Origin of the sequence: Alsobacter metallidurans (assembly GCF_014636935.1) — a bacterium.
Lineage (GTDB): Bacteria > Pseudomonadota > Alphaproteobacteria > Rhizobiales > Beijerinckiaceae > Alsobacter > Alsobacter metallidurans.
The window spans coordinates 593,711-616,443 of sequence record NZ_BMES01000002.1 but is presented as its reverse complement, the minus strand read 5'-3'; the positions used below and the strand labels follow the sequence as shown (position 1 = coordinate 616,443).

Sequence of the window (22,733 nt, the reverse complement as noted above, 5' to 3'; positions counted from 1 at the left end):
GCTGCGCCGATCCGATGTCCATGAACGCGCCAGCATCACCCCGCATCAGCGTCGTGGTTCCCGTCCGAAACGAGGCCGGGAATGTCGGCCCGCTTGTGGCCGAGATCGAGGCCGCCTGCGCTCGGCTGGGCGTTTTCGAGGTCGTCTACGTCAATGATGGCTCCACAGACGCGACCGAGGGCGCCCTTGTCGACCTGATGGCGACGCGGCCATGGCTCCGGCAGATCCGGCATGCCCGCAGTTGCGGGCAGAGCGCCGCGGTGCGGAGCGGCGTGCGCGCCGCGACCGCGCCGATCGTCGTCACCATCGACGGCGACGGCCAGAACGACCCTGCCTACATCCCCAAGCTCGTCGAGGCGCTGGACGCGGCCGGCGCGTCCGCCGGCCTCGCGGCCGGGCAACGCCTCGGGCGGAAGGACACGGGCTTCAAGAAGCTGCAGTCGCGCATCGCCAACGGGGTGCGCTCGCGGGTGCTGCGCGACGGCACACGCGACACCGGCTGCGGGCTCAAGGCGTTGCGGCGGGACGTCTACCTTTCGCTCCCTTATTTCGACGCCCTTCATCGCTTCATGCCCGCTCTGGTGCGGCGCGAAGGCTACGAGGTCGTCCTGGTGGACGTCGTGGATCGGCCGCGGCTCACCGGCGTTTCGAATTATGGCTTCTTCGACCGCCTCTGGGTCGGCATCCTGGACCTCGCCGGCGTGTGGTGGCTCATTCGGCGGCGTCGTACGGCGCCGGTCGCAACCGAGATCAAAGCGCCCTTTGGGCGGGAGACGCCCTGATGCTCGTCGCCTTCTCGCACGGCCTCGCGGATTATCTCTGGGACGTTTTCATCGCCCGCTTCGACTTTTGGCTCGCGTTCGGAATCGGAGCCCAGCTTCTGTTCACGGCGCGGTTTCTGGTGCAGTGGATCGCCAGCGAAAAAGCCGGCAAGAGCGTGATGCCGATGGCGTTCTGGTTTTTTTCGCTCGCTGGCGGCTTGATGACGTTGGTGTATGGCATCGTCCGGCGAGAACCCGTGATTATTCTGGGGCAAGCCATGTCAGTGTTCATCTATGTGCGCAACGTCATGCTGATCCTGAAGGAACGCGACTAGGCTCATGCCGTGGGGAGCACCTGAAAGCCCGGCGCGGGCTCCTCTTCGCGCTCCGTCGTGACGACGTCTTCCACCGCCGAGAGGCGTGGACCCCGGCTGCAGGCCTGCGCCATGGCGTCCACAACATCGGGCTCGCCGGAGAACAGCGCCTCGACGGTTCCGTCCCGGCGGTTTCGGACCCATCCGGACAGGCCCGCCATCCTGGCCTTGTACTCGGTCCAGGCGCGGTAGCCGACACCCTGGACCTTGCCGAAGACGATGACGTGAACGGTTCTGGCCATGGTGCGCTGGTCCGATTGCGTGGGGCGGGTTGGATTGCGATCAAACGTCTCGGCCCAAAAAGTCGAGAGCTTTGGCGTTCGGCGGCAGTATGGAATTATACTGCGATCGCGCGATGTCGAATCGTCGCCTTGCGCCGGAGGCGGAACGGAATGGCGGGGCCGATCGTCTACGGGGCGACCGACCGCGAGTATGGGTCTAACGAGAGGTTTTCGATGCGCATTGTAGTCTTGGCTTTGGTTGCGACGGGCCTCGCGGCCTGCGTTTCGACTCCCACCCGGGTCGCCGTCACCACGCCAGCCGTCGTGGCGCCGCCACCCGCGCCGTCGGCGCCAGCCGCCAAGCGCATCGCCTACACGGGAACCGGCAGCTACATCCTGCCCGACGGCACCGTCGTGGCGGCCGAGCCGGGCGGCGGCTTCACGCTGCCCAACGGCGCCCGCGTCAGCGCCGACGGAGCCGGCGGCGTCGTTCTGCCCAATGGCGCCCGCTGCACCTCGGACGGCCAGAACGGTTACATCTGCCCCTGAGCGCTCCCGGCGAAACGGCGCGCCGGATCGGCGCGCCAGCCGGCCTGAGGGGGATGGATGCGGCTCTGGATCAAGGACCCGATCGCGATCCTGGCCGAGGGGGCAGGGCGCGGCGTCGTGGTCGAAAATGGCGCAGTCGCCCAACTCGTTCCGGCGGCCGCGCCTGATCCCGCCGACGTGGACGCAATTTTCGACGCGTCCCGCCACGTCGTCTTGCCGGGCCTGATCAACACCCACCACCATTTCTACCAGACGCTGACGCGCGCCCATCTGGCGGCGATCAACCGCGAGCTTTTTCCCTGGCTGCAGGCGCTGTATCCGATCTGGGCGCGGCTTGATCCGGACAGCTTCCGGGTTGCGGTCCGGCTTGCGTTGACGGAGCTGCTGCTGTCGGGCTGCACCACGGCGGCGGACCACCACTACCTGTTTCCGCGCGGGCTCGAGCGCGCCATCGACATCGAGGTCGAAGAGGCGAGGGCGCTCGGCATCCGGGTCACCGTGACGCGAGGGTCCATGAACCTGTCGCAAAAGGACGGCGGACTGCCACCCGACAGCGTGGTGCAGGAAGAGGACGAGATCCTGGCCGACAGCGAGCGTGTGCTGTCGCTGTTCCACGATGCGCGCCCGGGCTCGATGACCCAGGTTGCGCTGGCCCCGTGTTCGCCCTTCTCGGTGACGCGGCGGCTTATGACCGAGAGCGCCAAGCTGGCCGAGCGCTTTGGCTGTCGCCTCCACACTCATCTGGGCGAAACACGCGACGAGGACGCGTTCTGCGTCGCGACCTATGGCTGCCGTCCCGTGGACCTGCTGGAGGACACGGGCTGGCTCTCTGGCCGGACCTGGCTCGCCCACGGCATCCACTTCGACGACGGCGAGCTCGCGCGGCTGGGCCGGCACGGCGTCGGGGTCTGCCATTGCGCGACCTCCAACGCCACCCTGGCGTCGGGCTTCTGCCGGACGCTGGATCTTGAGGCCGCGGGATCGCCGGTCGGCCTCGGGGTGGACGGCTCGGCGTCCAATGATTCGTCCAACATGATGGAAGCCGTGCGGCACGCCGTGATGGTGGGGCGGCTCCACTACGGCTCGGCGAGCCGCGTGACGCACCTGGACGCGTTGCGCTGGGCGACCACAGGTTCGGCGCGATGCCTCGGGCGCGACGACATCGGCGCGATCGCGCCCGGCATGCAGGCCGACCTCGCGCTGTTCACGCTGAACGAATTGAGGTTCTCGGGCGCGCACGACCCCATCGCCGCGCTGGTGCTGTGCGGGGCGCACCGCGCCGACCGCGTGATGGTGGCGGGCCAGTGGAGGGTGATCGACGCCATGCCGGTGGGCGTCGACCTTGCGGCGCTGCGGGCCGAGCACGGCCGCGCGGCGCGGCGTTTCGGCTGATCGCCCGCGCGCGGCGCAACCGCGGCGCGGTCTCGCCGTTGATCCCGAAATCCAGGAAGGCCAGCCGCACTTGCTCACCCTTTATCGCGACGAAGCCGGCACGGTCCGCACGAGCACCGATCCCGATCTGCCGGGCGAGGTGATCTGGCTCGACCTGTTCGACCCCACGCCCGAGGAACGCGAATTCGTCGAGAAGCGGGCCCGGGTAAGGGTGCCAGATCGCGATGCGCTCAGCGAGATCGAGGCGTCGAGCCGGCTCATCGCCGAGGAGGGCGTCCTCTACCTGAGCACGCCCATCGTGGGAAAGAACGACGCCCAGGGGCCGATGCTGTCGCCGGTCGGCTTCGTGCTCGCGCCCAAGCTGCTGGTCACGATCCGCTACGCCGAGCTCAGCGCGTTCGACGCCGTGGTCGAGACCGTGCGCAAGGACAAGTCCCTGGCGAGCGCGCTTGGCGTGTTCACGGCCTTGCTGGAGGCCGTGGTCGACCGGGGCGCGGACGTATTGGAAAGCCTCGGCGCGGAGCTCGACCGGTTGTCCCGGCAGGCTTTTCGCGGCGATCCGTCCAATCCGCGTCATGCGGTCCGGTCCACCCAGCGGCTGCGCCTGACCCTGACCAGGATCGGGGCCATCGGCGACCGCGTATCCATGGCTCGCGACGTGCTGCTGGGGGTGGGGCGCATCGCCGCCTTCACGCAGGAGGTTGGCCGGGAGTGGATCCCGGCCGAATTCCAGAACCGTCTCGCGGCCGTGTCGCGCGACATCGCCTCATTGAACGACTACGAGGCGCACGTCTCCAACAAGACGCAGTTCCTGCTGGACGCCGTGCTCGGCTATATCAGCATCGAGCAGAACGACGTGTTCAAGGTGCTCACTATCGCGTCCGTGGTGGGCATTCCGCCAACCATCATGGTCGGCGTGTGGGGCATGAACTTCAAGCACATGCCCGAGCTCGACTGGCTCTGGGGCTACCCGCTCTCGCTCGTCGTCATCGTGCTCAGCGGCGCTATTCCGCTGCTGTGGTTCAAGCGACGCGGCTGGTTCTAGCAGAAGGTGGGCTTTTCGTCGCAACGGGCGCGTGTTGACGCTGCGTTCCGGGACGGCGAGTCTGCCCGCTCAGGGAGTACTCCGCATGCGTTTCCGGGCCATCTTCTTGGGACTAGCGAGCGTTCTGGCCGGCGCGGCCGGCATGGCCGGCGCGCAAGCGGCGGATCTTGTCGTGGTGAAGCCCAAGCGCGGGCCCGTGGCGGTGATCATCCAGGGCAAGATCGACACCGGCGACAGCCTGCGCTTCGCCGAGATGCTGCTTGCTCTGGACGAGGCCCGCCAGCCGATCGGCATGCTGGCGCTGGATTCGCCGGGCGGGTACCTCGGCGAAAGCATCGCGATCGCCGAGACGGTGCGACGGCGGCGCATCCCCGCGCTGGTGGCGGGCACCTGCGCGAGCGGCTGCTTCATGATCTTCGCGGCCAGCCCCAGGCGGCTTGCGGCGCGCTCGGCGCGCATCGGCGTCCACACCGCCTATACGCGCTCGGGCTCCAGCGACCGGGGCACGGCCGTGATGGCGTCATACGCCGAGCGCTACGGCGTGCCCCGCACCGTAATCGGCAAGATGATCGCCACGGCGGCGCCGGACATCGCGTGGCTTGACCGCCGCGACATCCAGGCCATGAACGTGCGCCAGCGCTAGGTCACGCGGCGCGCAGGTTCTCGCTGCGCACATGCGCCTCGAGGCGGTCCAGCGCACGGGTGAGCTTGTCGAAGAGCTCGTCGACCTCACCGGCGTTGATCACCAGCGGCGGGCAGATCGCGACCGTGTCGCCCAGGTTGCGGACGATCAGGCCCTCTTGCTGGGCAAGGTTGGTGGCCTTGGCCCCGATGGTCTTCTTGATGTCGAAGGCGCGCTTGGTGGCCTTGTCGGCCACCAGCTCGATGCCCGCCACCATGCCCTTGCCGCGCACTTCGCCCACCAGCGGGTGATCCCGCAGCCTGTCCAGGTGCTTCCAGAAGCCCGGCAGCATCGACTGCACGTGGCCGACGATGTTGTCGCGCTGGTAGATCTCGATGGTCTTCACGCCCAGCGCCATGCCGACGGGGTGGCCCGCATAGGTGTTGCCGTGGCCGAAGGTGCCGATCTTGCGGCTTTCGTCCAGCATGGCGGCGTAGATCTTCTCGGGGATCATCACGGCCGAGACCGGGAAGTAGGCCGACGTGATCGCCTTGGCGCAGGACATCGTGTCAGGGCGCATGCCGACCGCCTCGGAACCGAACATCGTGCCGAGCCGGCCGAACCCCGTGATCACCTCGTCGGCGATGAACAGCACGTCGTACTTGTCCAGCACCCGCTGGATCTTTTCGTAGTAGCCGACCGGCGGCACCGTGACGCCGCCCGCGCCGCCCACCGGCTCGGCGATGAAGGCCGCCACCGTCTCGGGGCCCTCCTTGAGGATCAGCTCCTCGAGCTCGTCGGCGCAGCGGGTGGCGAACTCCTCCTCGGTCTCGCCGTCCTTGCCGAAGCGGTAGTAGTGCGGGCAGGAGGTGTGGAGGATGTTCTTGATCGGCAGATCAAAGTCGGTGTGGTTGGCCGGCAGGCCGGTCAGCGACGCCGAAGCCACCGTGACGCCGTGGTAGCCCTTGATGCGGGCGATGATCTTCTTTTTCTCCGGCCGCCCGATGGCGTTGTTGTAGTACCAGACCAGCTTCACCTGCGTGTCGTTGGCGTCCGATCCCGAGGCGCCGAACAGCACCTTGGAGACCGGCATGGGGGCGATCTCCTTCAGCTTCTCGGCCAGCTCGATCGCCGGATCGTTGCTCTTGCCGCCGAAGATGTGAGTGAACGGCAGGCGCGACATCTGCTCGCGCGCGGTCTCGACCAGTTCCTCGTTGCTGTAGCCCAGCGACGTGCACCAGAGGCCGGCCATGCCCTCGATGTAGGGCTTGCCGTCACTGTCATAGACCCACACGCCCTTGCCGCTCTCCAACACCAGCGGGCCCGCTTCGCGGAAGGCCGCCAGGTTGGTGTAGGGGTGGATCATGGTCTCGACGTCGCGCGTCTGCAGGTTGGTCAGCATGGCCGTTCACATACTCGATGGGTGAAGGCCGGCATCTTGGGGACGCGCTCCCCCCGCGTCAAAGGCAAATCGGGCGCGGAATGGCTCCCTTGCGTCGGGCGGGGAGGGAAGCGAGGCGCTCGAAGCGCCACCACCCCCTTGAGGGGGAGGGTCGCCGCGCAGCGGCGGGGTGGGGTGACGCTGGGCGAAGCACTGGCTTTCGGTCGAGAGAACTGCCCGGGCTGCACCCCACCTCGCCGGCCTTTGGCCGTTGACCCTCCCCCTCAAAGGGAGGGTGTGCTGCGGCGTGCTTCCCCAAGAAGCGAAACGACCAGTGTTCCGGCCCAGGTTTGCCCAAACGAAAAAGGCCGGGATCGCTCCCGGCCTTCGTTCTTCATTCTTTCCAGGCTTACGCCTGCTGCTGGATCGCCGAAAGCTTCCAGCCGTCGCCGGCGTCTCGGCGGAACGTCCAGATCTCGGTAACATCCTGCGGCTTCACGGGGTCGCCCTCGACCACCTTGCCGGAGGCGCGCTCGAACAGGGCATTCACCACCGAGAAGCGCATCGCAACCGTGGCGTAATCCGTTGAGCCCTCGCGCCAGGCTTCAGCCAGGTCGCCCTGCTGGAGCTTCACGTCCTTGACGCGGTCATGCAGGCCCTTGGCGGCATTGTCGGCCAGCTCCTGGCCGAAATAACTCGCCATCTCGGGCGTCGTGAACCGGCGCAGCGCGCCTTCGTTCTCGGCGTCCCAGGCGTTGTTGATGTCGCCGAGAAGCTTTTCGAACGACTCGAAGTCAGCCGGCGCCACCTCGATGGGCGTCACGGCCGGAGCCGGCTGGGGCTGGGCCCCGCCGAAGCCGCCGAAACCCGCGCCGCCAGTCGCGCCGCCGAGCGCGCTGCGCTGCATGCCGGGCGCATCGCCCGGACCGGCGCCGGCCGCCGCCATGGCGGGACGCTGGGGAGCGGGCGCGCCGTTGCGGTTGCGGAACCAGTTGATGGCGAAGCGCACCACGAAGAACACCAGCGCGAGCTGGATGATGAGGCCGAGGAACGACATGACGCCGCCCAGGCCGCCGAAGAAGCCGTTGCCCATCAGCGCGCCAAGGAGGCCGGCGCCGAGCAGGCCGCCCATCAGGCCCATGCCGAAGCCGGGCTTGCTGAAGAGGCCGCCGCGGGTCGCGCCAGTCGTCTGGCCCGCCATAGAAGGCGCGCCGGGCTGCGTGATGCTACGCTCGATCGGGGCGGCCGTGCGAGGCGCGGTCGCGGTGGAGGGCGGCGCGGAAAAGGTGTTCGCGCCGCGGCTGCCGAAGCTGCCGCCCTTGCCGGGCCTGGCCTCTGCGGCTCCAAGGCCAAGCGCGATAATGGCCGCCGCAGTGAAGAGAACGCGGCCGGGCCGCGAGGTCTTGAGAAGGGTCATGGTCCTACCGTAAGGGCCTTTCATGGGCGTCCTGCCCACCGGTTGAGCATATGGGGAGGCTCCTAAGGAATTTCAAAGGGGGCATGCGCTTGCGCTTCCGGGGCTTGGCGACTATAAGCGCGCGCATTCCACACGCGGACTTTCGGCTTCATTGCCGTTCCGGTGCCACCCGGGCGATATCGCCCGGCTCACTGTCCGCGGAGGCTCAACCGGAGAAGTAGAACACCATGGCTCTGCCCGATTTTTCCATGCGCCAGCTCCTCGAGGCCGGCGCCCATTTCGGCCACCAGTCGCACCGCTGGAACCCGAAGATGCAGCAGTACATCTTCGGCACCCGCAACAATATCCACGTGATCGATCTCGCCCAGACGGTGCCGATGCTTCATCGCGCCCTGCAGGCGATTTCCGACACGGTGTCGCGCGGCGGCCGCGTGCTGTTCGTTGGCACGAAGCGCCAGGCGGCCGACTCCATCGCTGACGCCGCCAAGCGTTCGGCCCAGTACTACGTCAACTCCCGCTGGCTCGGCGGCATGCTGACGAACTGGAAGACGATCTCGGGCTCCATCCAGCGGCTGCGCAAGGTCGACGAGACGCTCGCGGCCGGCGCCGCCGGCCTCACCAAGAAGGAGCGCCTGATGCTCTCCCGTGAAAAGGAGAAGCTGGAGCGCGCCCTGGGCGGCATCAAGGACATGGGCGGCGTGCCCGACCTGATCTTTGTGATCGACACCAACAAGGAGCAGCTGGCGATCCAGGAGGCCAAGCGTCTCGGCATCCCGGTGGCCGCCATCGTCGACACCAACTGCGATCCGGACGGGATCACCTTCCCGGTGCCGGGCAATGACGACGCCGGCCGCGCCATCGCGCTGTATTGCGACCTCGTTTCGCGCGCCGCCATCGATGGCATTTCGCGTGGCCAGGGCGCTCTCGGCATCGACATCGGCGAGATGGAGGCTCCGGTCGAGGAGGAACTCGCTCCGGCTCCGGCCGCCGCCGACGCGGGTTCGCCGACCGGCGAAGCTTTCGAGCTGCTCGCGGCTCCCCGCGGCGCTCCGGACGACCTGTCCAAGCTGACCGGCGTCGGCCCGCAGCTCGAGAAGAAGCTGAACGAGACCGGCCTGTTCCACTACTGGCAGTTCGCCGCCATGACCCCGGCCGACGTGGCCCAGGTCGACGCGACCGCCAAGCTGAATGGCCGCATCGAGCGTGACGGTTGGGTCGCCCAGGCTCGCGCTCTGCTCGAAGCCGCATAAGCAGACGCTCCGCGCGCCGGATGGCCGCCCTCGGGGGCGGCCATCCCCGCGCCGCTGGCGAAGTGTTTCGATGGCGGCGCGATGGCGTCGCTCAATCACGGGAGCGGCCGCCGTTCCCGTGTTTTCACGTGATCGATCGAAAGGTGAACCATGGCTACGATTTCCGCCGCTTTGGTGAAGGACCTGCGCGAGAAGACCGGCGCGGGCATGATGGACTGCAAGGCCGCCCTCGAGGCCAACGGCGGCGACATCGAGCAGGCCATTGACTGGCTGCGCACCAAGGGCCTCGCGAAGGCCGCCAAGAAGTCCGGCCGCATCGCCGCCGAGGGTCTCGTCGCGGTTGCGGTGCACGACAACCGCGGCGTCGTCGTCGAGGTGAACTCCGAGACCGACTTCGTCGCCCGCAACGAGGAATTCCAGGCTCTCGCCCGCACGATCGCGGATGTCGCGCTGGAGAAGTCGGCCGATGTCGAGAAGCTGGCCGGCACACATTACCCGGGCGGCGGCACCGTCCAGGAGGCGATCGCCAACACCATCGCGACCATCGGCGAGAACATGACGCTGCGTCGCGCCGCCGAGTTGCAGGTCCACAAGGGCGTGATCGGCCAGTACATCCACAACCTGGTTGCGCCGGGTCTCGGCAAGATCGGCGTGATCGTGGCGCTCGAGTCCGAGGGCGGCAACACGGCCGAGCTGTCGGCGCTCGCTCGCCAGGTGGCGATGCACATCGCGGCCGCCAGCCCGCAGGCTTTGGACGCCTCGGGCCTCGACCCGGCCGTCGTCGCCCGTGAAAAGGCCGTGCTGGCCGAGAAGAACGCCGGCAAGCCCGCGCATGTGCTCGAGAAGATCACCGAGAGCGGCTTGAAGACCTACTACAAGGAGGTTTGCCTCCTGGAGCAGGCCTTCGTCCATGACGGCTCCAAGTCGGTCGCGCAGGCCGTGAAGGAAGCCGAGGGTCGCATCGGCGGCGCCATCAAGGTGACAGGCTTCCACCGCTACGCGCTGGGTGAAGGCATCGAGAAGCAGGAAACGGACTTCGCGGCGGAAGTCGCGGCCGCGGCCGGCGGCCAGGCCTGAACGGCTCGAAACGGCGGCGCCCAGCGCCGCCGTTTTTATGTGAAGGCCTCATTTTGCGCGGAGCAAACGCATGATCGTCGGCAAACGTGTTCTGGTGAAGCTGTCGGGCGAGGCTCTGATCGCCACGGACGGCTACTGGCTGAACCCGCAAACGCTGACGACGCTGGCGACGGACCTGAAGCAGGCCGTGGACGCCGGATTCGAAATCGCTGTGGTGATTGGCGGCGGCAACGTGATCCGCGGCGCCAAGGTGGGGGCGGCGGGCTGGATCGACCGCGCCACCGCGGACGCCATGGGAATGTTGGCGACCGTGATGAACTCCATCGCGCTGGAAAGCGCCCTGGAGAACGCCGGCGCGCCGGCACGCACCATGTCGGCGGTGTCGATGCCCTCCATCTGCGAGACTTATGCGCGCCAGCCCGCGCTGCATCATCTCGCCAAGGGGCGCGTCGTTGTGCTGGGAGGCGGCACCGGCAACCCGTTCTTCACAACCGACACGGCCGCGGTTCTGCGCGCCATCGAACTGAATTGCGACGCCGTCCTGAAGGCCACTCAGGTGGACGGCGTGTATTCGGCGGACCCCAAGAAGGATCCGACCGCGACGCGGTTCGACGTGATCACGCATGACGAAGCCATTCATCGGGACCTGAAAGTGATGGATACGGCCGCATTCGCGCTTGCGCGGGAAAACAGGTTGCCCATCATCGTCGGCTCGGCGCATGGCGCGGGTGCGATCACCGCGATCCTGAAGGGCGAAGCGCCGGCGACGCGCGTTACGCCTTGACGGGGTTGCGCCGCCTCGGGCCTTGAACGTCCCGGCGGGCGGGCGTAAGCCCATTGCGACAGATGAGTGAGAATCCGGGTGTCACGATGAGTACGCAATTCGACCTCTCCGACGTCAAGCGCCGCATGGCTGGCGCCGTCCAGGCTTTCGGCAAGGATCTCGCGAGCCTGCGGACCGGGCGCGCGACGCCGTCGTTGCTCGATCCCATCGTGGTGGACGCCTATGGGGCGAACATGCCCATCAGCCAGGTCGCAACCATCAACGTGCCCGAGCCGCGCCTGCTGACCGTGCAGGTGTGGGACCGCGGCATGGTCAACGCCGTCGAGAAGGCGATCCGCGATTCCAATCTCGGCCTGAACCCCTCGACCGAGGGTCAGGTGATGCGCATCCGCATCCCCGAGCTCAACGAGCAGCGCCGCAAGGAAATGGTCAAGGTCGCGCACAAATATGCCGAGGAGGCCCGCGTCGCCGCCCGGCACGTCCGCCGCGACGGGCTTGACCTGCTGAAGAAGCTCGAGAAGGACGGACACATGTCCAAGGACGACCTCGAGCGTCAGTCCGAGCTCGTCCAGAAAGCCACCGACCAGACGATCGCCGAGATCGAGGCGGCGCTGGTGGTGAAGGAAAAGGAAATCATGCAGGTCTAGGTCGCCGAACGAGGAACGCGCCCATGGGGCCTAGGACCGAGCCGGCCGACGATCCTCCCGCCCCGCAAGGCGGCGGCGCAGCGCCCGCGCATGTGGCCATCATCATGGACGGAAACGGCCGTTGGGCCGCCGCCCGTGGGTTGCCGCGCTTCGAGGGCCACCGCAAGGGTGTCGAGGCGCTGCGGCGCACCGTTCGGGCCGCCAAGGAATTCGGCGTACGGTACCTGACGGTCTATAGCTTCTCCTCCGAGAACTGGAGCCGTCCGGCCGAAGAGGTCGGCTTCCTGATGGGGCTTTTGAAGCGCTTCATCCGGAACGACCTGGCCGACATGCACCAGAATAACGTGCGGGTGCGCATCCTTGGTTCTCGCAAGGGCTTGGCGGACGACATTGCGGCGTTGCTGACCGAAGCCGAGGTGTTGACGGCCGGCAACACGGGTCTGACGCTCGTGGTCGCGTTCAACTACGGCTCGCGCCAGGAGATTGCCGAAGCCGCTGCCGCGCTGGCGCGGGATGCCGCTGAAGGACGCATCGACCCCGACGCGATCACGCCCGAGCTCTTCGCCGGGCGGCTCTGGACGGCGGATATCCCTGACCCCGACCTCGTGATCCGCACTTCGGGCGAGGTCAGGCTCTCCAATTTCCTGCTCTGGCAAGCGGCCTATGCGGAATTCGTGTTCACCCCCGTGCTCTGGCCCGATTTCGACGCGGCAGCCCTCGGGGCCGCGATCGACAGCTTTCACCTGAGGGATCGCCGCTTCGGCGGGCTTTCGGCCCGTCGGGGAGCAGGCGCTTGAGCGAGCCCGCGCCGCCGGTCGCTCCCGCAACGCCGCGCGGTCTGTCCGAACTGATGCTGCGGATCCTGTCCGGCCTTGTGATGGCTGGCGTCGCGCTGCTGACCGCCTGGACCGGCGGCTGGCTTTTCGGGCTGTTCTGGACGCTGGCGGCGATCCTTGCGCTGCGCGAGTGGCTGCGGCTTGTGGGCCTCGGCGGGGTTCGCCTCACCGCCGCCTGGGCGACCGGCGGGGTTGCGATCGCGCTGGCGGGCTCCATGGCGGAGATGTCCGATGCGCCGGAGCCCCGGGCCTGGGTGGTGGCGCTGGTCGGCGCGGTTCTGGCCGCCGGCGTCTCGCCCGTGAACCGCGGCTGGGCGGGGCTCGGCGTGCTCTACGCGGCCGTGCTCGCGATCGTGCCGATCGACATGCGCGGCGACCCGGCCTTCGGGCTCGTCGGCGTCCTGTGGGTTTTCGCCGTGGTGTGGATCACCGACATCGCGGCCTATTTCGTCGGGCGGACGCTCGGCGGGCCGAAACTCTGGCCACGCGTCAGCCCAAAGAAGACCTGGTCGGGCTTTATCGGCGGCATTACGGGCGGCAGCATCGCGGGGCTTGCGGTTGTGCGGGTGGCGAGCGCGTCCTTCGGGCTTGGCTGGCATTTTGGCGGCGTCGCGCTGGTGGCTTTGACGATTTTCGCAGCGGTGCTGTCGCAGGGCGGCGACCTGTTCGAATCCTCCATGAAGCGGCGTTTCGGAGCCAAGGATTCAAGCCAACTGATACCCGGCCATGGCGGCGTGCTCGACCGGCTCGATTCGTTCTGGGCCGTGAATGCGCTTATGGCGCTGTTTCTCTACTTCATGGCGCGGGGCTGACATGGCCACGCGCGTCAGCATTCTCGGGGCGACGGGTTCGGTGGGGCGGTCCACGGCGGACATTCTGTCGGCCAACCGGGACCGCTTTTCCGTCGAGGCGGTGGTCGGCGGACGCGACGCGGCCGCGCTGGCCGAGATGGCCATTCGTCTTGGCGCCCGGTTCGCCGCCATCGCGGACGAGCGCTCCCTGCCGGCCCTGCGCGCCTCGCTGTCGGGCTCCGGGATCGGCTCGGCGGGCGGGGAGGGCGCGGTCATGGAGGCGGCGCTGCGCCCGGCCGACATCGTGGTCGCCGCCATTGTGGGCGCGGCGGGCGTGCGCCCCACCCACGCCGCCGTCCAGGCCGGCCGCACGGTTGCGCTCGCGAACAAGGAGTGCCTCGTGTGCGCGGGCGCGCCCTTCATGCGCGACGCGCGCGCGGCGGGCGCCACGCTCCTGCCCATGGATTCCGAGCACAACGCGATCTTCCAGGCGCTCGGGCGCCATCGCCCGGACGAGATCGAGCAGATGATCGTGACCGCGTCGGGCGGGCCTTTCCGCACCTGGCCGGCCGAGCGCATCGCCGGCGCCACGCGCGAGCAGGCGCTCGCGCACCCCAACTGGTCCATGGGCGCGAAGATCACCATCGATTCCGCCTCGATGATGAACAAGGGGCTGGAGCTGATCGAGGCGCACCATCTCTTCGGCGTGCCGCCGGAGGCGTTGGGCGTGGTGGTGCACCCGCAATCCATCGTGCACGGGCTGGTGTCGTTCAGCGACGGTGCCGTGGTGGCGGGCCTCGCGGTTCCGGACATGCGCGTGCCGATCGCGCATTGCCTGGGCTTTCCGGAACGGCTCGGAACCTCGGCGCGGCGGCTGGACCTCGCCTCCATCGCGCGGCTCGACTTCGAGGAGCCCGACATGGACCGCTTCCCGGCGCTGCAGTTCGCCATCGACGCGCTGGCGGTCGGGGCAGGGGCGCCGACAGTGCTCAACGCCGCCAATGAGGTCGCGGTGGCGGCGTTCCTGGAAGGCCGGATCCGGTTCGGAGACATGGCGGCGCTGTGCGCCACGATGCTCGACCGCTTCGGCGCGGCGACGGAGGCCGGGGTGCTGGAAAGCGTCGAGGCCGCCCTGGCGCTGGACGCCGAAGTACGGGCCGCGACACTGTCCGTAGTTGGCACAGCCTAGAATTGGACATGTTAACCAACTATTCACTCTCTCACGACGGCGCTCCCGCTTCGCACTATTCTTCGCCTGCCCACGACGATGGCGGCGTGGTTTGGCGCGGGCCCTTTGAGGTTTCGACATGACGATCTTTGAGACGCTGGCGGGTTGGGCTGGGTCCGCTGGCGGTTACATCCTGCCGTTCCTTTTCGTTTTGGTCATTGTGATCTTCATCCACGAGTTTGGGCATTACATCGTGGGCCGCTGGTGCGGCATCCGGGTGCAGGCTTTCGCGCTCGGCTTCGGGCCGGAGCTGTTCGGGTTCACGGACAGCCATGGCACGCGCTGGAAGGTCTGCGCGGTGCCGCTCGGCGGCTACGTCAAGTTTTTCGGCGACTCCGGCGCGGCGAGCACGCCGGACGGCTCGGCGCTGCGGGTGATGTCGCCCGAGGAACGGGCGGTGAGCTTCCACTTCCAGCCGGTGTGGAAGCGGGCGGCCGTAGTTGCGGCGGGGCCGATTGCAAACTTCATCTTGGCCATCGCGGTGTTCAGCGCGATGAACCTGACCTACGGGCGCCAGGTGCTTGCCCCGCGAATCGAGCAGGTCGTCGAATCGAGCGCCGCCGCGAAGGCCGGTCTGCAGAGCAACGACATGGTGCTGGCGATCGAGGGACGCCCGGTCGACAGCTTCGCGGACATGCAGCGGATCATCTCGACCTCGCCGGGCGTGCCGCTACGGATCACGCTGGAGCGCGCCGGCAAGGAAATCACCGTCACGGCGACGCCTGAGCTCAAGGTCATCAACACGCCGTTCGGCAAGCAGCGGCTCGGCATGCTGGGTCTTCAGGGATCGCGCGATCCGGCCGACCTGAAGCAACAGACCCTCGGCGTCGGCGCCTCTCTCAAGGGCGCGGTGGAGGAAACCTGGTTCATCGTCGAGCGGACAGGCGCCTATGTGGGCGGCCTCTTTGCCGGCACCGAAAGCACCGACCAGCTCTCCGGTCCCATCCGAATCGCCCAGATATCTGGGCAGGTGGCGACCAACGGCATCGTTGCGCTGCTGAATCTGGCCGCGATCCTGTCGGTGTCCATCGGCCTGATCAACCTGGTGCCGGTGCCGCTTCTGGATGGCGGTCACCTCCTGTTTTACGCGTTCGAGGCCATCCGGGGTCGGCCGCTCAGCGAGCGGACGCAGGAGTATGGCTTCCGCGTCGGGCTCGCGTTGGTCGTGATGCTGATGCTCTTCACGACGTTCAATGACGTGGTTCACCTCGTCTCTCTCTAAGAATCTCTGAAGTTGTGACGCCCCGTTCCGGGTTGAGCCGGAGCGGGGCGTTAACCATGCGCTAAGTGTCATCATCGCCACGCGGACCCGGATTCGACCTGTTCGCTGCATTCGTCATTTGCAGCGAGAGTGAAACTTGGTAGATGCGTCGGGTACGTTCGGGACATCCGGGTGAGCCAGTTGGTTCCCCGGGTTGGGTTAAAAGAAACAAGGGCGGGTTACTCGATGGCTTTCGAGACTGGCGGATTGCGGCGCAGGTCGCGCGCGCTCCAGCAGACGGCGGTGAGCATCGCCCTGGTTGTGGCAATGGGGGCTCCGGCCTTCGCCCAAAGCGTTGTCGTTCAAGGCAATCGGCGGGTCGACGCCGAGACGATTCGCTCGTACGTGACCGGCCAGCCGGCCGCCCAGGCCCGTCAGGACCTGCTCGCGACGGGATTGTTCTCCAGCGTGAACGTGACCCAGCGCGGCGGCCAGATGGTGGTCGCGGTGCGTGAGAACGAAGTGGTGAACCGCGTCGTTTTCGAGGGCAACAAGAAGCTCAAGAGCGAGCAGCTCGCCCCCGAGATGAGCACCAAGGCCCGTGGCCCGTTCAGCCAGGCCACGATGGACGCCGATGTCCAGCGCATCAAGGAAATCTACAGCCGCGGCGGCCGCAGCCTTGCGACCGTCAGCTCACGGATCGTCCCGCTCGAGAACGGCCGCGTGGACGTCGTCTACACCATCAACGAGGGTGACAAGACGGGCGTGAAGGCGATCGAGTTCGTCGGCAACAAAGCCTACGGATCGGGACGCCTGCGCGACCAGATGACCACCACGGAGAGCAACTTCCTCTCCTGGCTCAAGACCTCCGACGTCTATGACCCGGACAAGATCCAGTCAGACCTGGAGCTCGTGCGCCGCTTCTACCTGAAGCATGGCTACGCCGACTTCCGCGTCGTCAACACCGACGTCCAGTTCGACCAAGCGTCGAGCGGCTACCGCATCACCGTGACGGTGGACGAGGGCCAGCAGTACCGCGTCGGCAATGTCGGCGTTGAGTCGAAGATCGCCGACATCGACCCCGAGCGCCTGCGCGGCAAGGTGAAGACTTCTGCCGGCAGCGTCTACAACGCCGAGGAGGTCGAGAAGACCCTCCAGGCGCTCACCACCGAGGTGGCGAGCCGCGGCTACGCGTTCTCGCAGGTTCGCCCGCGCGGCGACCGCGACCCCGCGACCGGCACGATTAACCTCAGCTACGTGGTTGAGGAAGGCCCGCGCGTCTACATCGAGCGCATCAACGTCCGCGGCAACACCCGCACGCGCGACTACGTGATCCGTCGCGAGTTCGACGTGGGCGAGGGCGACGCTTACAACAAGGTGCTGATGGACAAGGCGGAGCGCCGCCTCAACAACCTCGGCTACTTCAAGAAGGTCCGCATCTCCAACGAGCCGGGCTCCACGCCGGACCGCGTCGTCGTGAACGTGGATGTCGAGGATCAGCCGACCGGCGCGTTCGCGATTTCTGGCGGCTACTCGACGTCGGACGGCTTCATCGCCGAGCTCTCGGTTACCGAGACCAACTTCCTCGGCCGTGGCCAGTATGTGCGCGCCGCAGTTTCGACGGGGCAGTACTCCAAGGGCGTCGAGTTCTCGTTCACCGAGCCCTATTTCCTGGATCGCCGCATGGCGGTCGGCTTCGACCTGTTCTCCAAGCAGAGCGACAACACCCGGTACTCCTACTACGAGAACCGGATGACCGGCGGCACCCTGCGTCTCGGTCTGCCGCTCACCGAAGAGTCCAGCGTGCTGTTCCGGTACTCGCTGTACCAGCAGCACATCAAGATCCCGAACACCTACTCCAAGCCATTCAACGACTGCTTCTATCCGCTCAGCGCCGGCGAGACCCTTCTCGAGTGCTTGCAGAATGGCGAAGCGTCGCTGGCTCTCAAGGAGGCGGCAGGCTCTTATCTGACGTCGGCGGTGGGCTATACGCTCAACTACAACACGCTCGACAACAACAAGAACCCGCGCTCCGGCATTTACGCCGAGGTTAAGCAGGACTTCGCCGGCCTTGGTGGCGATTCCAAGTGGGTTCGCACCACCGGCGAGGCGCGCTACTACCATGAGCTGTCCGACGACTTCGTCGGCATGGTCAAGGTCCAGGGCGGCAATATCTTTGCCTATGGCGGCAACGATCTGCGCATCACTGACCAGTTCTTCCTTGGACCGAGCCTTGTTCGCGGCTTCGCGCCGTCGGGCATCGGCCCGCGCGACCGCGCCGATCCGAAGAACAACGCGCTTGGCGGCTCGACCTACTTCGGCGGCTCCACCGAGGTGCAGTTCCCGATCTTCGGCCTGCCGCGTGAGCTGGGCTTCAAGGGCGCCGTCTTCGCAGACGCCGGCACGCTGTTCGGCTACGAGGGTCGCAAGAACTTCTCCGGCCTGATCCCGCCGACGGCCGTCTCGACCTACCCGACGACGCTGAGCGTCATTGACGACCACAAGATCCGGTCGTCGGTGGGCGGCAGCATCCTATGGCAGTCGCCGCTCGGCCCCATCCGCTTTGACCTCGCCTATCCGATCACGAAGGCGCAGGGTGACCGGACACAGGTGTTCCGCTTCTCGGGCGGCACCAGCTTCTGATGACGGACGCCCCGGATTCACCGTCCGGGGCGTAGCCGTCGGAGCCAAGATGACAGATCCCGTCTTCTTCCGGCTCGCCGGAGCCATTTCGCTGGCCGAAATTGCGGCCTTGACGGGCGCCAAGCTTCCGGATGACGCCGACGGCGCCCTGACGATCGACTCCGTCGCGCCGCTCGATGCGGCTGGGCCGGGCGATCTCGTTTTCCTCGACAACCCCCGCTACGTGCCTGACCTGGAGCGGACCCGCGCGCGGGCCTGCCTGGTGGCGCCAAAATTCGTCGACAAGGTCCCGGACAACGTGATCGCGATGGTGGTGGGCCAGCCCTACCGCGCGTGCGCGATGGTGACCGCGCGACTGTTTCCCGACGCGATGCGGCCGCAGTCTAGCTTCGGCGCGACCGGGGTGGCTCCGGGCGCCTTCGTACATCCAGAGGCGCGCCTCGAAGCGGGCGTGACGGTCGATCCCGGCGCGGTGGTGGGTCCCGGCGCCGAGATCGGTTCCGGAACGGTGATCGGCGCCAACGCGGTGATCGGCCCGCAGGTGCGGGTGGGCCGCAACGGCGCGATCGGGCCGAATGCTTCGGTGAACAACGCGCTGATCGGCGACCGCGTGATCATTCATGGCGGCGTGCGAATCGGCCAGGACGGTTTTGGCTTCGCGATGGGGCCGCAGGGGCACCTCAAGGTTCCGCAAATCGGCCGCGTGATCATCCAGAACGATGTCGAGATCGGGGCGAACTCGGCCATCGACCGCGGCGCCAACCGGGACACGGTGATCGGCGAAGGCACCAAGATCGATAACCTCGTGCAGATCGGCCACAACGTCGTGATCGGCCGGCACTGCGTGATCGTCGCCAATGTGGGCATCTCGGGCAGTACGACCCTTGGGGATTTCGTGGTGCTGGGCGGCTCCGTCGGCATCGTCGGCCACATCCACATTGGCGCGGGCGCCCAGATCGCGGGGGCGAGCAACGTCGCCGACAACGTCCCGCCGGGCCAACGCTGGGGCGGCACGCCCGCCAAGCCGATGCGCCAATGGGTGCGGGAGTTGACGACCCTGTCCAATCTTGCGAAGCGGAAGGGCGGCTCTGCGCCGCAGGACCCGGAAGACTAGTCGGCGGCGCGCAGCCGGCTCGACGCGACCCACGAGGCCTTTGCCGATGACCGAGACGGACACGACGCCTGGCGCGACCACTCTTGGCTACGCCGACATCATGCGGGTGATGGATCTCCTGCCTCACCGCTATCCGTTTCTGCTGGTCGATCGCATCCGCGACATGAACAGCGACGAGAGCTGTGTCGGCATCAAGAACGTCACCATGAACGAGCCCCAGTTCCAGGGGCACTTCCCGCAGCGGCCCGTGATGCCGGGCGTGATGCTGATCGAGGGAATGGCCCAGACCGCCGGCGCGCTCTGCGTGAACGCCAAGATGGGCTCGACCCGGCCGAAGCTCGTCTACTTCATGACCATCGACAAGGTTAAGTTCCGCAAGCCCGTGGAGCCCGGCGACGTGGTCGAGTACCACATGACCAAGATGCGCCAGCGCGCCAACATGTGGTGGTATCGCGGCGAGGCGAAGGTCGACGGCAAGATCGTCGCCGAAGCCGAGCTCAGCGCCATGCTGGTGATGGAATGAGCGCGGAAACCAGCATTCATCCCACCGCAATCGTCGAACCGGGCGCAAAGCTGGGCGCCGGCGTGAAAATCGGCCCGTTCTGCATGGTCGGGTCGGGCGTGGAGCTTGGCGACGACGGCGAGCTGGTCAGCCATGTGGTGCTGGCCGGCCGGACCAGCATCGGCCCGCGGGCTAAGATCTTCCCGTTCGCGTCCATCGGGCACCAGCCACAGGACCTGAAGTTTCACGGAGAGCCCTCGACGCTCACCATCGGGGCGGACTGCATGATCCGCGAGAGCGTCACCATGAACCCCGGCACCGAGGGCGGCGGGCTTGCCACCACGGTGGGCGACAAATGCGTGTTCCTGACCGGCGCGCACGTGGCGCATGACTGCAAGGTCGGCAGCAACGTCATCTTCTCCAACAACGTAATGCTGGCCGGGCACTGCACCGTGCAGGACTTCGCCATCATCGGCGGCGGCGCAGCCGTGCACCAGTATTGCCGCATCGGCGCGCACGCATTTATTGGCGGGCTGTCGGGCGTGGAAAACGATGTCATCCCGTATGGCATCGCGCTCGGAAACAGGGCGCATCTGGCCGGGCTCAACATCGTTGGGCTGAAGCGCCGCGGCTTCTCGCGCGAGGTCATCCACGACATCCGCAAGGCCTACCGCCTGCTGTTCGCCGACGAGGGCACCTTGCAGGAGCGCGTCGAGGACGTGGCAGGGACATTTGACGGGCATGGCGTCGTGCAGGAAATCCTCGCCTTTATTCGTGAGGGCGGCAGCCGCTCCATCTGCACCCCGCGCGACGCGCACGAGGGTTGATCCATGCCGGACGCCGGCGTGGTCGCGATCGTGGCCGGCGGCGGCCGGTTTCCGGCCGAGGTTGCCGAGGCGGCTCGAGCCGCCGGCCGGCAGGTGGCCGTGATCGCGCTGCGGGGGTTCGCGGACAAGGACGTGGCCGGCAAGCCCCACGCGGTGGTGGACATGCTGGATCCGGCCGGCCTGCTGGAGCTCCTGTCCGGCATCAAGCCCGACTGTGTCGTGCTGGCCGGCGCGGTGACGCGTCCTGGACCGCTGGCGTTGGCCTCCGTGTTCTCGGCCTTTCGCAATCGCGACGAGTTGGCGCGGATCTTCGCCAAGGGCGACGACCGCCTCCTGCGTGGCGCGGTCGGGCTGATCGAGGACGCGGGGTTCCGCGTTGTCGGCGCGCAGGAGATCGCGCCGGGCATCCTGGCGCCGGAGGGCGCCATCGGCGCGGTTGCGCCGCGGCCGGAGCACCAACGTGACATCGTGACCGGGACCGAGCTGCTGGCCGTCACAGGGCCGTTCGATATCGGCCAGGCCGTGGTGGTTTGCGGTGGGCGCGTGCTCGCCGTAGAGGGTCCGGAGGGCACGGACGCCATGCTGGAGCGCGTGGCCGGGCTGCAACGATCAAAGCGCGTGCGCCTCGACGGTCAAGGCGGGGTGCTGGTGAAACGCCCTAAGTCTGGACAGGACCTGAGGGTCGACTTGCCGGCCATCGGCCCGCGCACGGTGGAGCGCGCCCGCGCAGCCGGGCTGGCCGGAATCGCCGTGCAGGCCGGCGGCGTCGTTCTGGTGGACCGCGCGGAGCTGCTGCGGGCGGCCGACAGAGTGGGCCTGTTCGTGGTGGGGACGGGCGCATGATTGGCCGGCCGCTGCATGTGGCGCTCGTGGTCGGCGAGCATTCGGGAGACCAGCTCGGCTTCAAGCTGATGCGGGCTCTGCGCGAACGCCTCGGGCAGGACGGCGTGCGCTTTTCGGGCGTGGCCGGCGATGCCATGCAGGCGGAAGGGATGGCGAGCCTGTTTCCGCTGGCCGACATTGCCGTAATGGGCATTCTGCCGGTGCTGGCACGGCTGCCTGGCATTATCCGGCGGGTGCATGAAACCGTGGACGCCGTGGTGGCGGCGGAGCCGGACGTGCTCGTGATCATCGACAGCCCGGACTTCACCCACGCGGTCGCCAAGCGCGTGCGCAAGCAGGCGCCCGACCTGCCGATCGTCGACTATGTGAGCCCGAGCGTCTGGGCGTGGCGGCCAGGCCGGGCGCGCGCCATGACGCGCTGCGTGGACCACGTGCTGGCGCTGCTGCCCTTCGAGCCGGACGCGCATGCGCGCCTGGGCGGGCCGCCATGCACCTATGTCGGGCATCCGCTGATCGAACGGCTGGATGAATTGCGCCCATCGGCCTCCGAGTCGATGCTGCGGGGGGCGCAGCCGCCGCTGCTGCTGGTGCTGCCGGGCAGCCGACGCTCGGAGATCGGCCGCTTGCTGGAGCCGTTCGGCCAAGCGCTCGGGCTGCTGGCCGGGCAGGGCCTCTCGTTTGAGGCGGTGCTGCCGGCGGTGTCGCATCTGGAGGCCGAGATCCGGGCCGGGGTTGCGGGCTGGTCGGTCGCGCCGCGCATTGTGCTCGGCGAGACGGAGAAATACGCCGCCTTTCGGACCGCGCGGGCGGCGCTGGCGGCGTCCGGGACTGTGACGCTGGAGCTGGCGCTCTCCGGCGTGCCGATGGTGGTGGCTTATCGGGTGTCGAAGCTCGAGGAGCAACTGAAGCACTTCATCCACGCGCCCTCGATCGTGCTGCCGAACCTGATCCTCGGGCGCAACGCGATCCCCGAACTGATTCAGGCGCAGAGCGCGCCCTCGAATCTCGCCGCCGCGCTGGGGCCGCTGCTGGGGGACGGCGACGCGAGGACCAGCCAGCTTGCTGAATTCGGGCGGCTGGACGGCCTGATGACCCTGCCGAGCGGTGAGACGCCGAGCAGGCGCGCGGCCGATATCGTGATCCGGACTGCGGGCTCGCACCGCCGTTAGGCTTGGCGGGCCGCAATCTGGGCGGGTATGTGGGCATTCACGAACTTGAAAGATGTCAT

General features: G+C 67.6%; 23 protein-coding genes. 20 read left to right on the top strand and 3 right to left on the bottom strand.

The window, feature by feature from the left end:
- The first annotated feature begins 20 nt into the window (after positions 1-20).
- Positions 21-782, top strand: a complete 762-nt coding sequence (locus IEV99_RS13200) for a glycosyltransferase family 2 protein (protein ID WP_371875791.1) — start codon at positions 21-23, stop codon at positions 780-782.
- Positions 782-1,096, top strand: a complete 315-nt coding sequence (locus IEV99_RS13195) for a lipid-A-disaccharide synthase N-terminal domain-containing protein (RefSeq protein ID WP_188518238.1) — start codon at positions 782-784, stop codon at positions 1,094-1,096. Before IEV99_RS13200 ends, IEV99_RS13195 begins: the two co-directional genes overlap by 1 nt.
- A 2-nt stretch (positions 1,097-1,098) precedes the next feature.
- Here IEV99_RS13195 and IEV99_RS13190 read toward each other — a convergent pair whose 3' ends face one another.
- The gene (locus IEV99_RS13190) at positions 1,099-1,377 is read right to left on the bottom strand and encodes an acylphosphatase (RefSeq protein WP_188518237.1); all 279 of its coding nucleotides are present in this window, start codon (positions 1,375-1,377) and stop codon (positions 1,099-1,101) included.
- A 150-nt stretch (positions 1,378-1,527) separates the two neighbouring features.
- Here IEV99_RS13190 and IEV99_RS13185 point away from each other — a divergent pair, with 150 nt between their 5' ends.
- From IEV99_RS13185 to IEV99_RS13170, 4 genes are all read left to right on the top strand, one after another.
- Entirely contained in the window at positions 1,528-1,905 is a 378-nt protein-coding gene (locus tag IEV99_RS13185; protein WP_188518236.1) for a hypothetical protein, read from the top strand.
- 57 nt (positions 1,906-1,962) lie between these two features.
- A complete protein-coding gene (locus tag IEV99_RS13180) occupies positions 1,963-3,297 on the top strand; it encodes an 8-oxoguanine deaminase (protein ID WP_188518235.1) in 1,335 nt (444 codons plus the stop codon).
- A gap of 70 nt (positions 3,298-3,367) precedes the next feature.
- Positions 3,368-4,342 carry a magnesium transporter CorA family protein gene (locus IEV99_RS13175; protein WP_188518234.1) on the top strand — a complete coding sequence of 325 codons (975 nt, stop codon included), beginning with the start codon at positions 3,368-3,370 and terminating at the stop codon, positions 4,340-4,342.
- A gap of 85 nt (positions 4,343-4,427) precedes the next feature.
- The gene (locus IEV99_RS13170) at positions 4,428-4,985 is read left to right on the top strand and encodes an ATP-dependent Clp protease proteolytic subunit (RefSeq protein ID WP_188518233.1); all 558 of its coding nucleotides are present in this window, start codon (positions 4,428-4,430) and stop codon (positions 4,983-4,985) included.
- 1 nt (position 4,986) lies between these two features.
- Here the strand turns inward: IEV99_RS13170 and IEV99_RS13165 are convergent, their stop codons facing one another.
- Together IEV99_RS13165 and IEV99_RS13160 are read right to left on the bottom strand one after the other, a co-directional pair.
- A complete protein-coding gene (locus tag IEV99_RS13165; RefSeq protein ID WP_188518232.1) occupies positions 4,987-6,366 on the bottom strand; it encodes an aspartate aminotransferase family protein in 1,380 nt (459 codons plus the stop codon).
- Between the two features lie 388 nt (positions 6,367-6,754).
- Entirely contained in the window at positions 6,755-7,762 is a 1,008-nt protein-coding gene (locus tag IEV99_RS13160) for a Tim44 domain-containing protein (RefSeq protein WP_188518231.1), read from the bottom strand.
- Positions 7,763-7,989: 227 nt separating this feature from the next.
- Here IEV99_RS13160 and IEV99_RS13155 point away from each other — a divergent pair, with 227 nt between their 5' ends.
- From IEV99_RS13155 to lpxB, 14 genes are all read left to right on the top strand, one after another.
- Positions 7,990-9,012, top strand: coding sequence for a 30S ribosomal protein S2 (locus IEV99_RS13155; RefSeq protein WP_188518230.1), 1,023 nt, complete (start codon positions 7,990-7,992; stop codon positions 9,010-9,012).
- Between the two features lie 150 nt (positions 9,013-9,162).
- A complete protein-coding gene (gene tsf / locus IEV99_RS13150; protein WP_188518229.1) occupies positions 9,163-10,089 on the top strand; it encodes a translation elongation factor Ts in 927 nt (308 codons plus the stop codon).
- Between the two features lie 70 nt (positions 10,090-10,159).
- Entirely contained in the window at positions 10,160-10,873 is a 714-nt protein-coding gene (gene pyrH, locus IEV99_RS13145; RefSeq protein WP_188518228.1) for a UMP kinase, read from the top strand.
- A gap of 86 nt (positions 10,874-10,959) precedes the next feature.
- Positions 10,960-11,520, top strand: a complete 561-nt coding sequence (gene frr / locus IEV99_RS13140; protein ID WP_188518227.1) for a ribosome recycling factor — start codon at positions 10,960-10,962, stop codon at positions 11,518-11,520.
- A 23-nt stretch (positions 11,521-11,543) separates the two neighbouring features.
- Entirely contained in the window at positions 11,544-12,317 is a 774-nt protein-coding gene (locus IEV99_RS13135) for an isoprenyl transferase (RefSeq protein WP_188518226.1), read from the top strand.
- The gene (locus IEV99_RS13130) at positions 12,314-13,168 is read left to right on the top strand and encodes a phosphatidate cytidylyltransferase (RefSeq protein WP_188518225.1); all 855 of its coding nucleotides are present in this window, start codon (positions 12,314-12,316) and stop codon (positions 13,166-13,168) included. Before IEV99_RS13135 ends, IEV99_RS13130 begins: the two co-directional genes overlap by 4 nt.
- Before the next feature lies 1 nt (position 13,169).
- Positions 13,170-14,336 (top strand): 1-deoxy-D-xylulose-5-phosphate reductoisomerase, encoded by a 1,167-nt coding sequence (gene dxr, locus IEV99_RS13125; protein WP_188518224.1) that lies wholly within the window; start codon positions 13,170-13,172, stop codon positions 14,334-14,336.
- A 118-nt stretch (positions 14,337-14,454) separates the two neighbouring features.
- Positions 14,455-15,597 (top strand): RIP metalloprotease RseP, encoded by a 1,143-nt coding sequence (gene rseP / locus IEV99_RS13120; protein ID WP_188518223.1) that lies wholly within the window; start codon positions 14,455-14,457, stop codon positions 15,595-15,597.
- A gap of 225 nt (positions 15,598-15,822) precedes the next feature.
- Positions 15,823-18,219: an outer membrane protein assembly factor BamA gene (bamA, locus tag IEV99_RS13115; protein ID WP_188518222.1), complete on the top strand. Its 2,397-nt coding sequence runs from the start codon at positions 15,823-15,825 to the stop codon at positions 18,217-18,219.
- 49 nt (positions 18,220-18,268) lie between these two features.
- Positions 18,269-19,333 carry a UDP-3-O-(3-hydroxymyristoyl)glucosamine N-acyltransferase gene (lpxD, locus tag IEV99_RS13110; RefSeq protein WP_188518221.1) on the top strand — a complete coding sequence of 355 codons (1,065 nt, stop codon included), beginning with the start codon at positions 18,269-18,271 and terminating at the stop codon, positions 19,331-19,333.
- Positions 19,334-19,379: 46 nt separating this feature from the next.
- Entirely contained in the window at positions 19,380-19,856 is a 477-nt protein-coding gene (gene fabZ / locus IEV99_RS13105; RefSeq protein WP_188518220.1) for a 3-hydroxyacyl-ACP dehydratase FabZ, read from the top strand.
- A complete protein-coding gene (gene lpxA / locus IEV99_RS13100) occupies positions 19,853-20,662 on the top strand; it encodes an acyl-ACP--UDP-N-acetylglucosamine O-acyltransferase (RefSeq protein WP_188518219.1) in 810 nt (269 codons plus the stop codon). The genes fabZ and lpxA overlap by 4 nt, the downstream gene beginning before the upstream one ends.
- Positions 20,663-20,665: 3 nt before the next feature.
- Positions 20,666-21,505, top strand: coding sequence for an LpxI family protein (locus tag IEV99_RS13095; RefSeq protein ID WP_188518218.1), 840 nt, complete (start codon positions 20,666-20,668; stop codon positions 21,503-21,505).
- Positions 21,502-22,674 carry a lipid-A-disaccharide synthase gene (lpxB, locus tag IEV99_RS13090; RefSeq protein WP_188518217.1) on the top strand — a complete coding sequence of 391 codons (1,173 nt, stop codon included), beginning with the start codon at positions 21,502-21,504 and terminating at the stop codon, positions 22,672-22,674. The genes IEV99_RS13095 and lpxB overlap by 4 nt, the downstream gene beginning before the upstream one ends.
- The last annotated feature ends 59 nt before the right edge of the window (positions 22,675-22,733 follow it).

Excerpts from the sequence above, each read along its gene's own strand:
- IEV99_RS13200 (WP_371875791.1), top strand. The coding sequence starts at position 21 with ATGAACGCGCCAGCATCACCCCGCATCAGCGTCGTGGTTCCCGTCCGA.
- IEV99_RS13195 (WP_188518238.1), top strand. The coding sequence starts at position 782 with ATGCTCGTCGCCTTCTCGCACGGCCTCGCGGATTATCTCTGGGACGTT.
- IEV99_RS13190 (WP_188518237.1), bottom strand. The coding sequence starts at position 1,377 with ATGGCCAGAACCGTTCACGTCATCGTCTTCGGCAAGGTCCAGGGTGTC.
- IEV99_RS13185 (WP_188518236.1), top strand. The coding sequence starts at position 1,528 with ATGGCGGGGCCGATCGTCTACGGGGCGACCGACCGCGAGTATGGGTCT.
- IEV99_RS13180 (WP_188518235.1), top strand. The coding sequence starts at position 1,963 with ATGCGGCTCTGGATCAAGGACCCGATCGCGATCCTGGCCGAGGGGGCA.
- IEV99_RS13170 (WP_188518233.1), top strand. The coding sequence starts at position 4,428 with ATGCGTTTCCGGGCCATCTTCTTGGGACTAGCGAGCGTTCTGGCCGGC.
- IEV99_RS13165 (WP_188518232.1), bottom strand. The coding sequence starts at position 6,366 with ATGCTGACCAACCTGCAGACGCGCGACGTCGAGACCATGATCCACCCC.
- IEV99_RS13160 (WP_188518231.1), bottom strand. The coding sequence starts at position 7,762 with ATGACCCTTCTCAAGACCTCGCGGCCCGGCCGCGTTCTCTTCACTGCG.
- IEV99_RS13155 (WP_188518230.1), top strand. The coding sequence starts at position 7,990 with ATGGCTCTGCCCGATTTTTCCATGCGCCAGCTCCTCGAGGCCGGCGCC.
- tsf (WP_188518229.1), top strand. The coding sequence starts at position 9,163 with ATGGCTACGATTTCCGCCGCTTTGGTGAAGGACCTGCGCGAGAAGACC.
- pyrH (WP_188518228.1), top strand. The coding sequence starts at position 10,160 with ATGATCGTCGGCAAACGTGTTCTGGTGAAGCTGTCGGGCGAGGCTCTG.
- frr (WP_188518227.1), top strand. The coding sequence starts at position 10,960 with ATGAGTACGCAATTCGACCTCTCCGACGTCAAGCGCCGCATGGCTGGC.
- IEV99_RS13135 (WP_188518226.1), top strand. The coding sequence starts at position 11,544 with ATGGGGCCTAGGACCGAGCCGGCCGACGATCCTCCCGCCCCGCAAGGC.
- dxr (WP_188518224.1), top strand. The coding sequence starts at position 13,170 with ATGGCCACGCGCGTCAGCATTCTCGGGGCGACGGGTTCGGTGGGGCGG.
- rseP (WP_188518223.1), top strand. The coding sequence starts at position 14,455 with ATGACGATCTTTGAGACGCTGGCGGGTTGGGCTGGGTCCGCTGGCGGT.
- bamA (WP_188518222.1), top strand. The coding sequence starts at position 15,823 with ATGGCTTTCGAGACTGGCGGATTGCGGCGCAGGTCGCGCGCGCTCCAG.
- lpxD (WP_188518221.1), top strand. The coding sequence starts at position 18,269 with ATGACAGATCCCGTCTTCTTCCGGCTCGCCGGAGCCATTTCGCTGGCC.
- fabZ (WP_188518220.1), top strand. The coding sequence starts at position 19,380 with ATGACCGAGACGGACACGACGCCTGGCGCGACCACTCTTGGCTACGCC.
- lpxA (WP_188518219.1), top strand. The coding sequence starts at position 19,853 with ATGAGCGCGGAAACCAGCATTCATCCCACCGCAATCGTCGAACCGGGC.
- IEV99_RS13095 (WP_188518218.1), top strand. The coding sequence starts at position 20,666 with ATGCCGGACGCCGGCGTGGTCGCGATCGTGGCCGGCGGCGGCCGGTTT.
- lpxB (WP_188518217.1), top strand. The coding sequence starts at position 21,502 with ATGATTGGCCGGCCGCTGCATGTGGCGCTCGTGGTCGGCGAGCATTCG.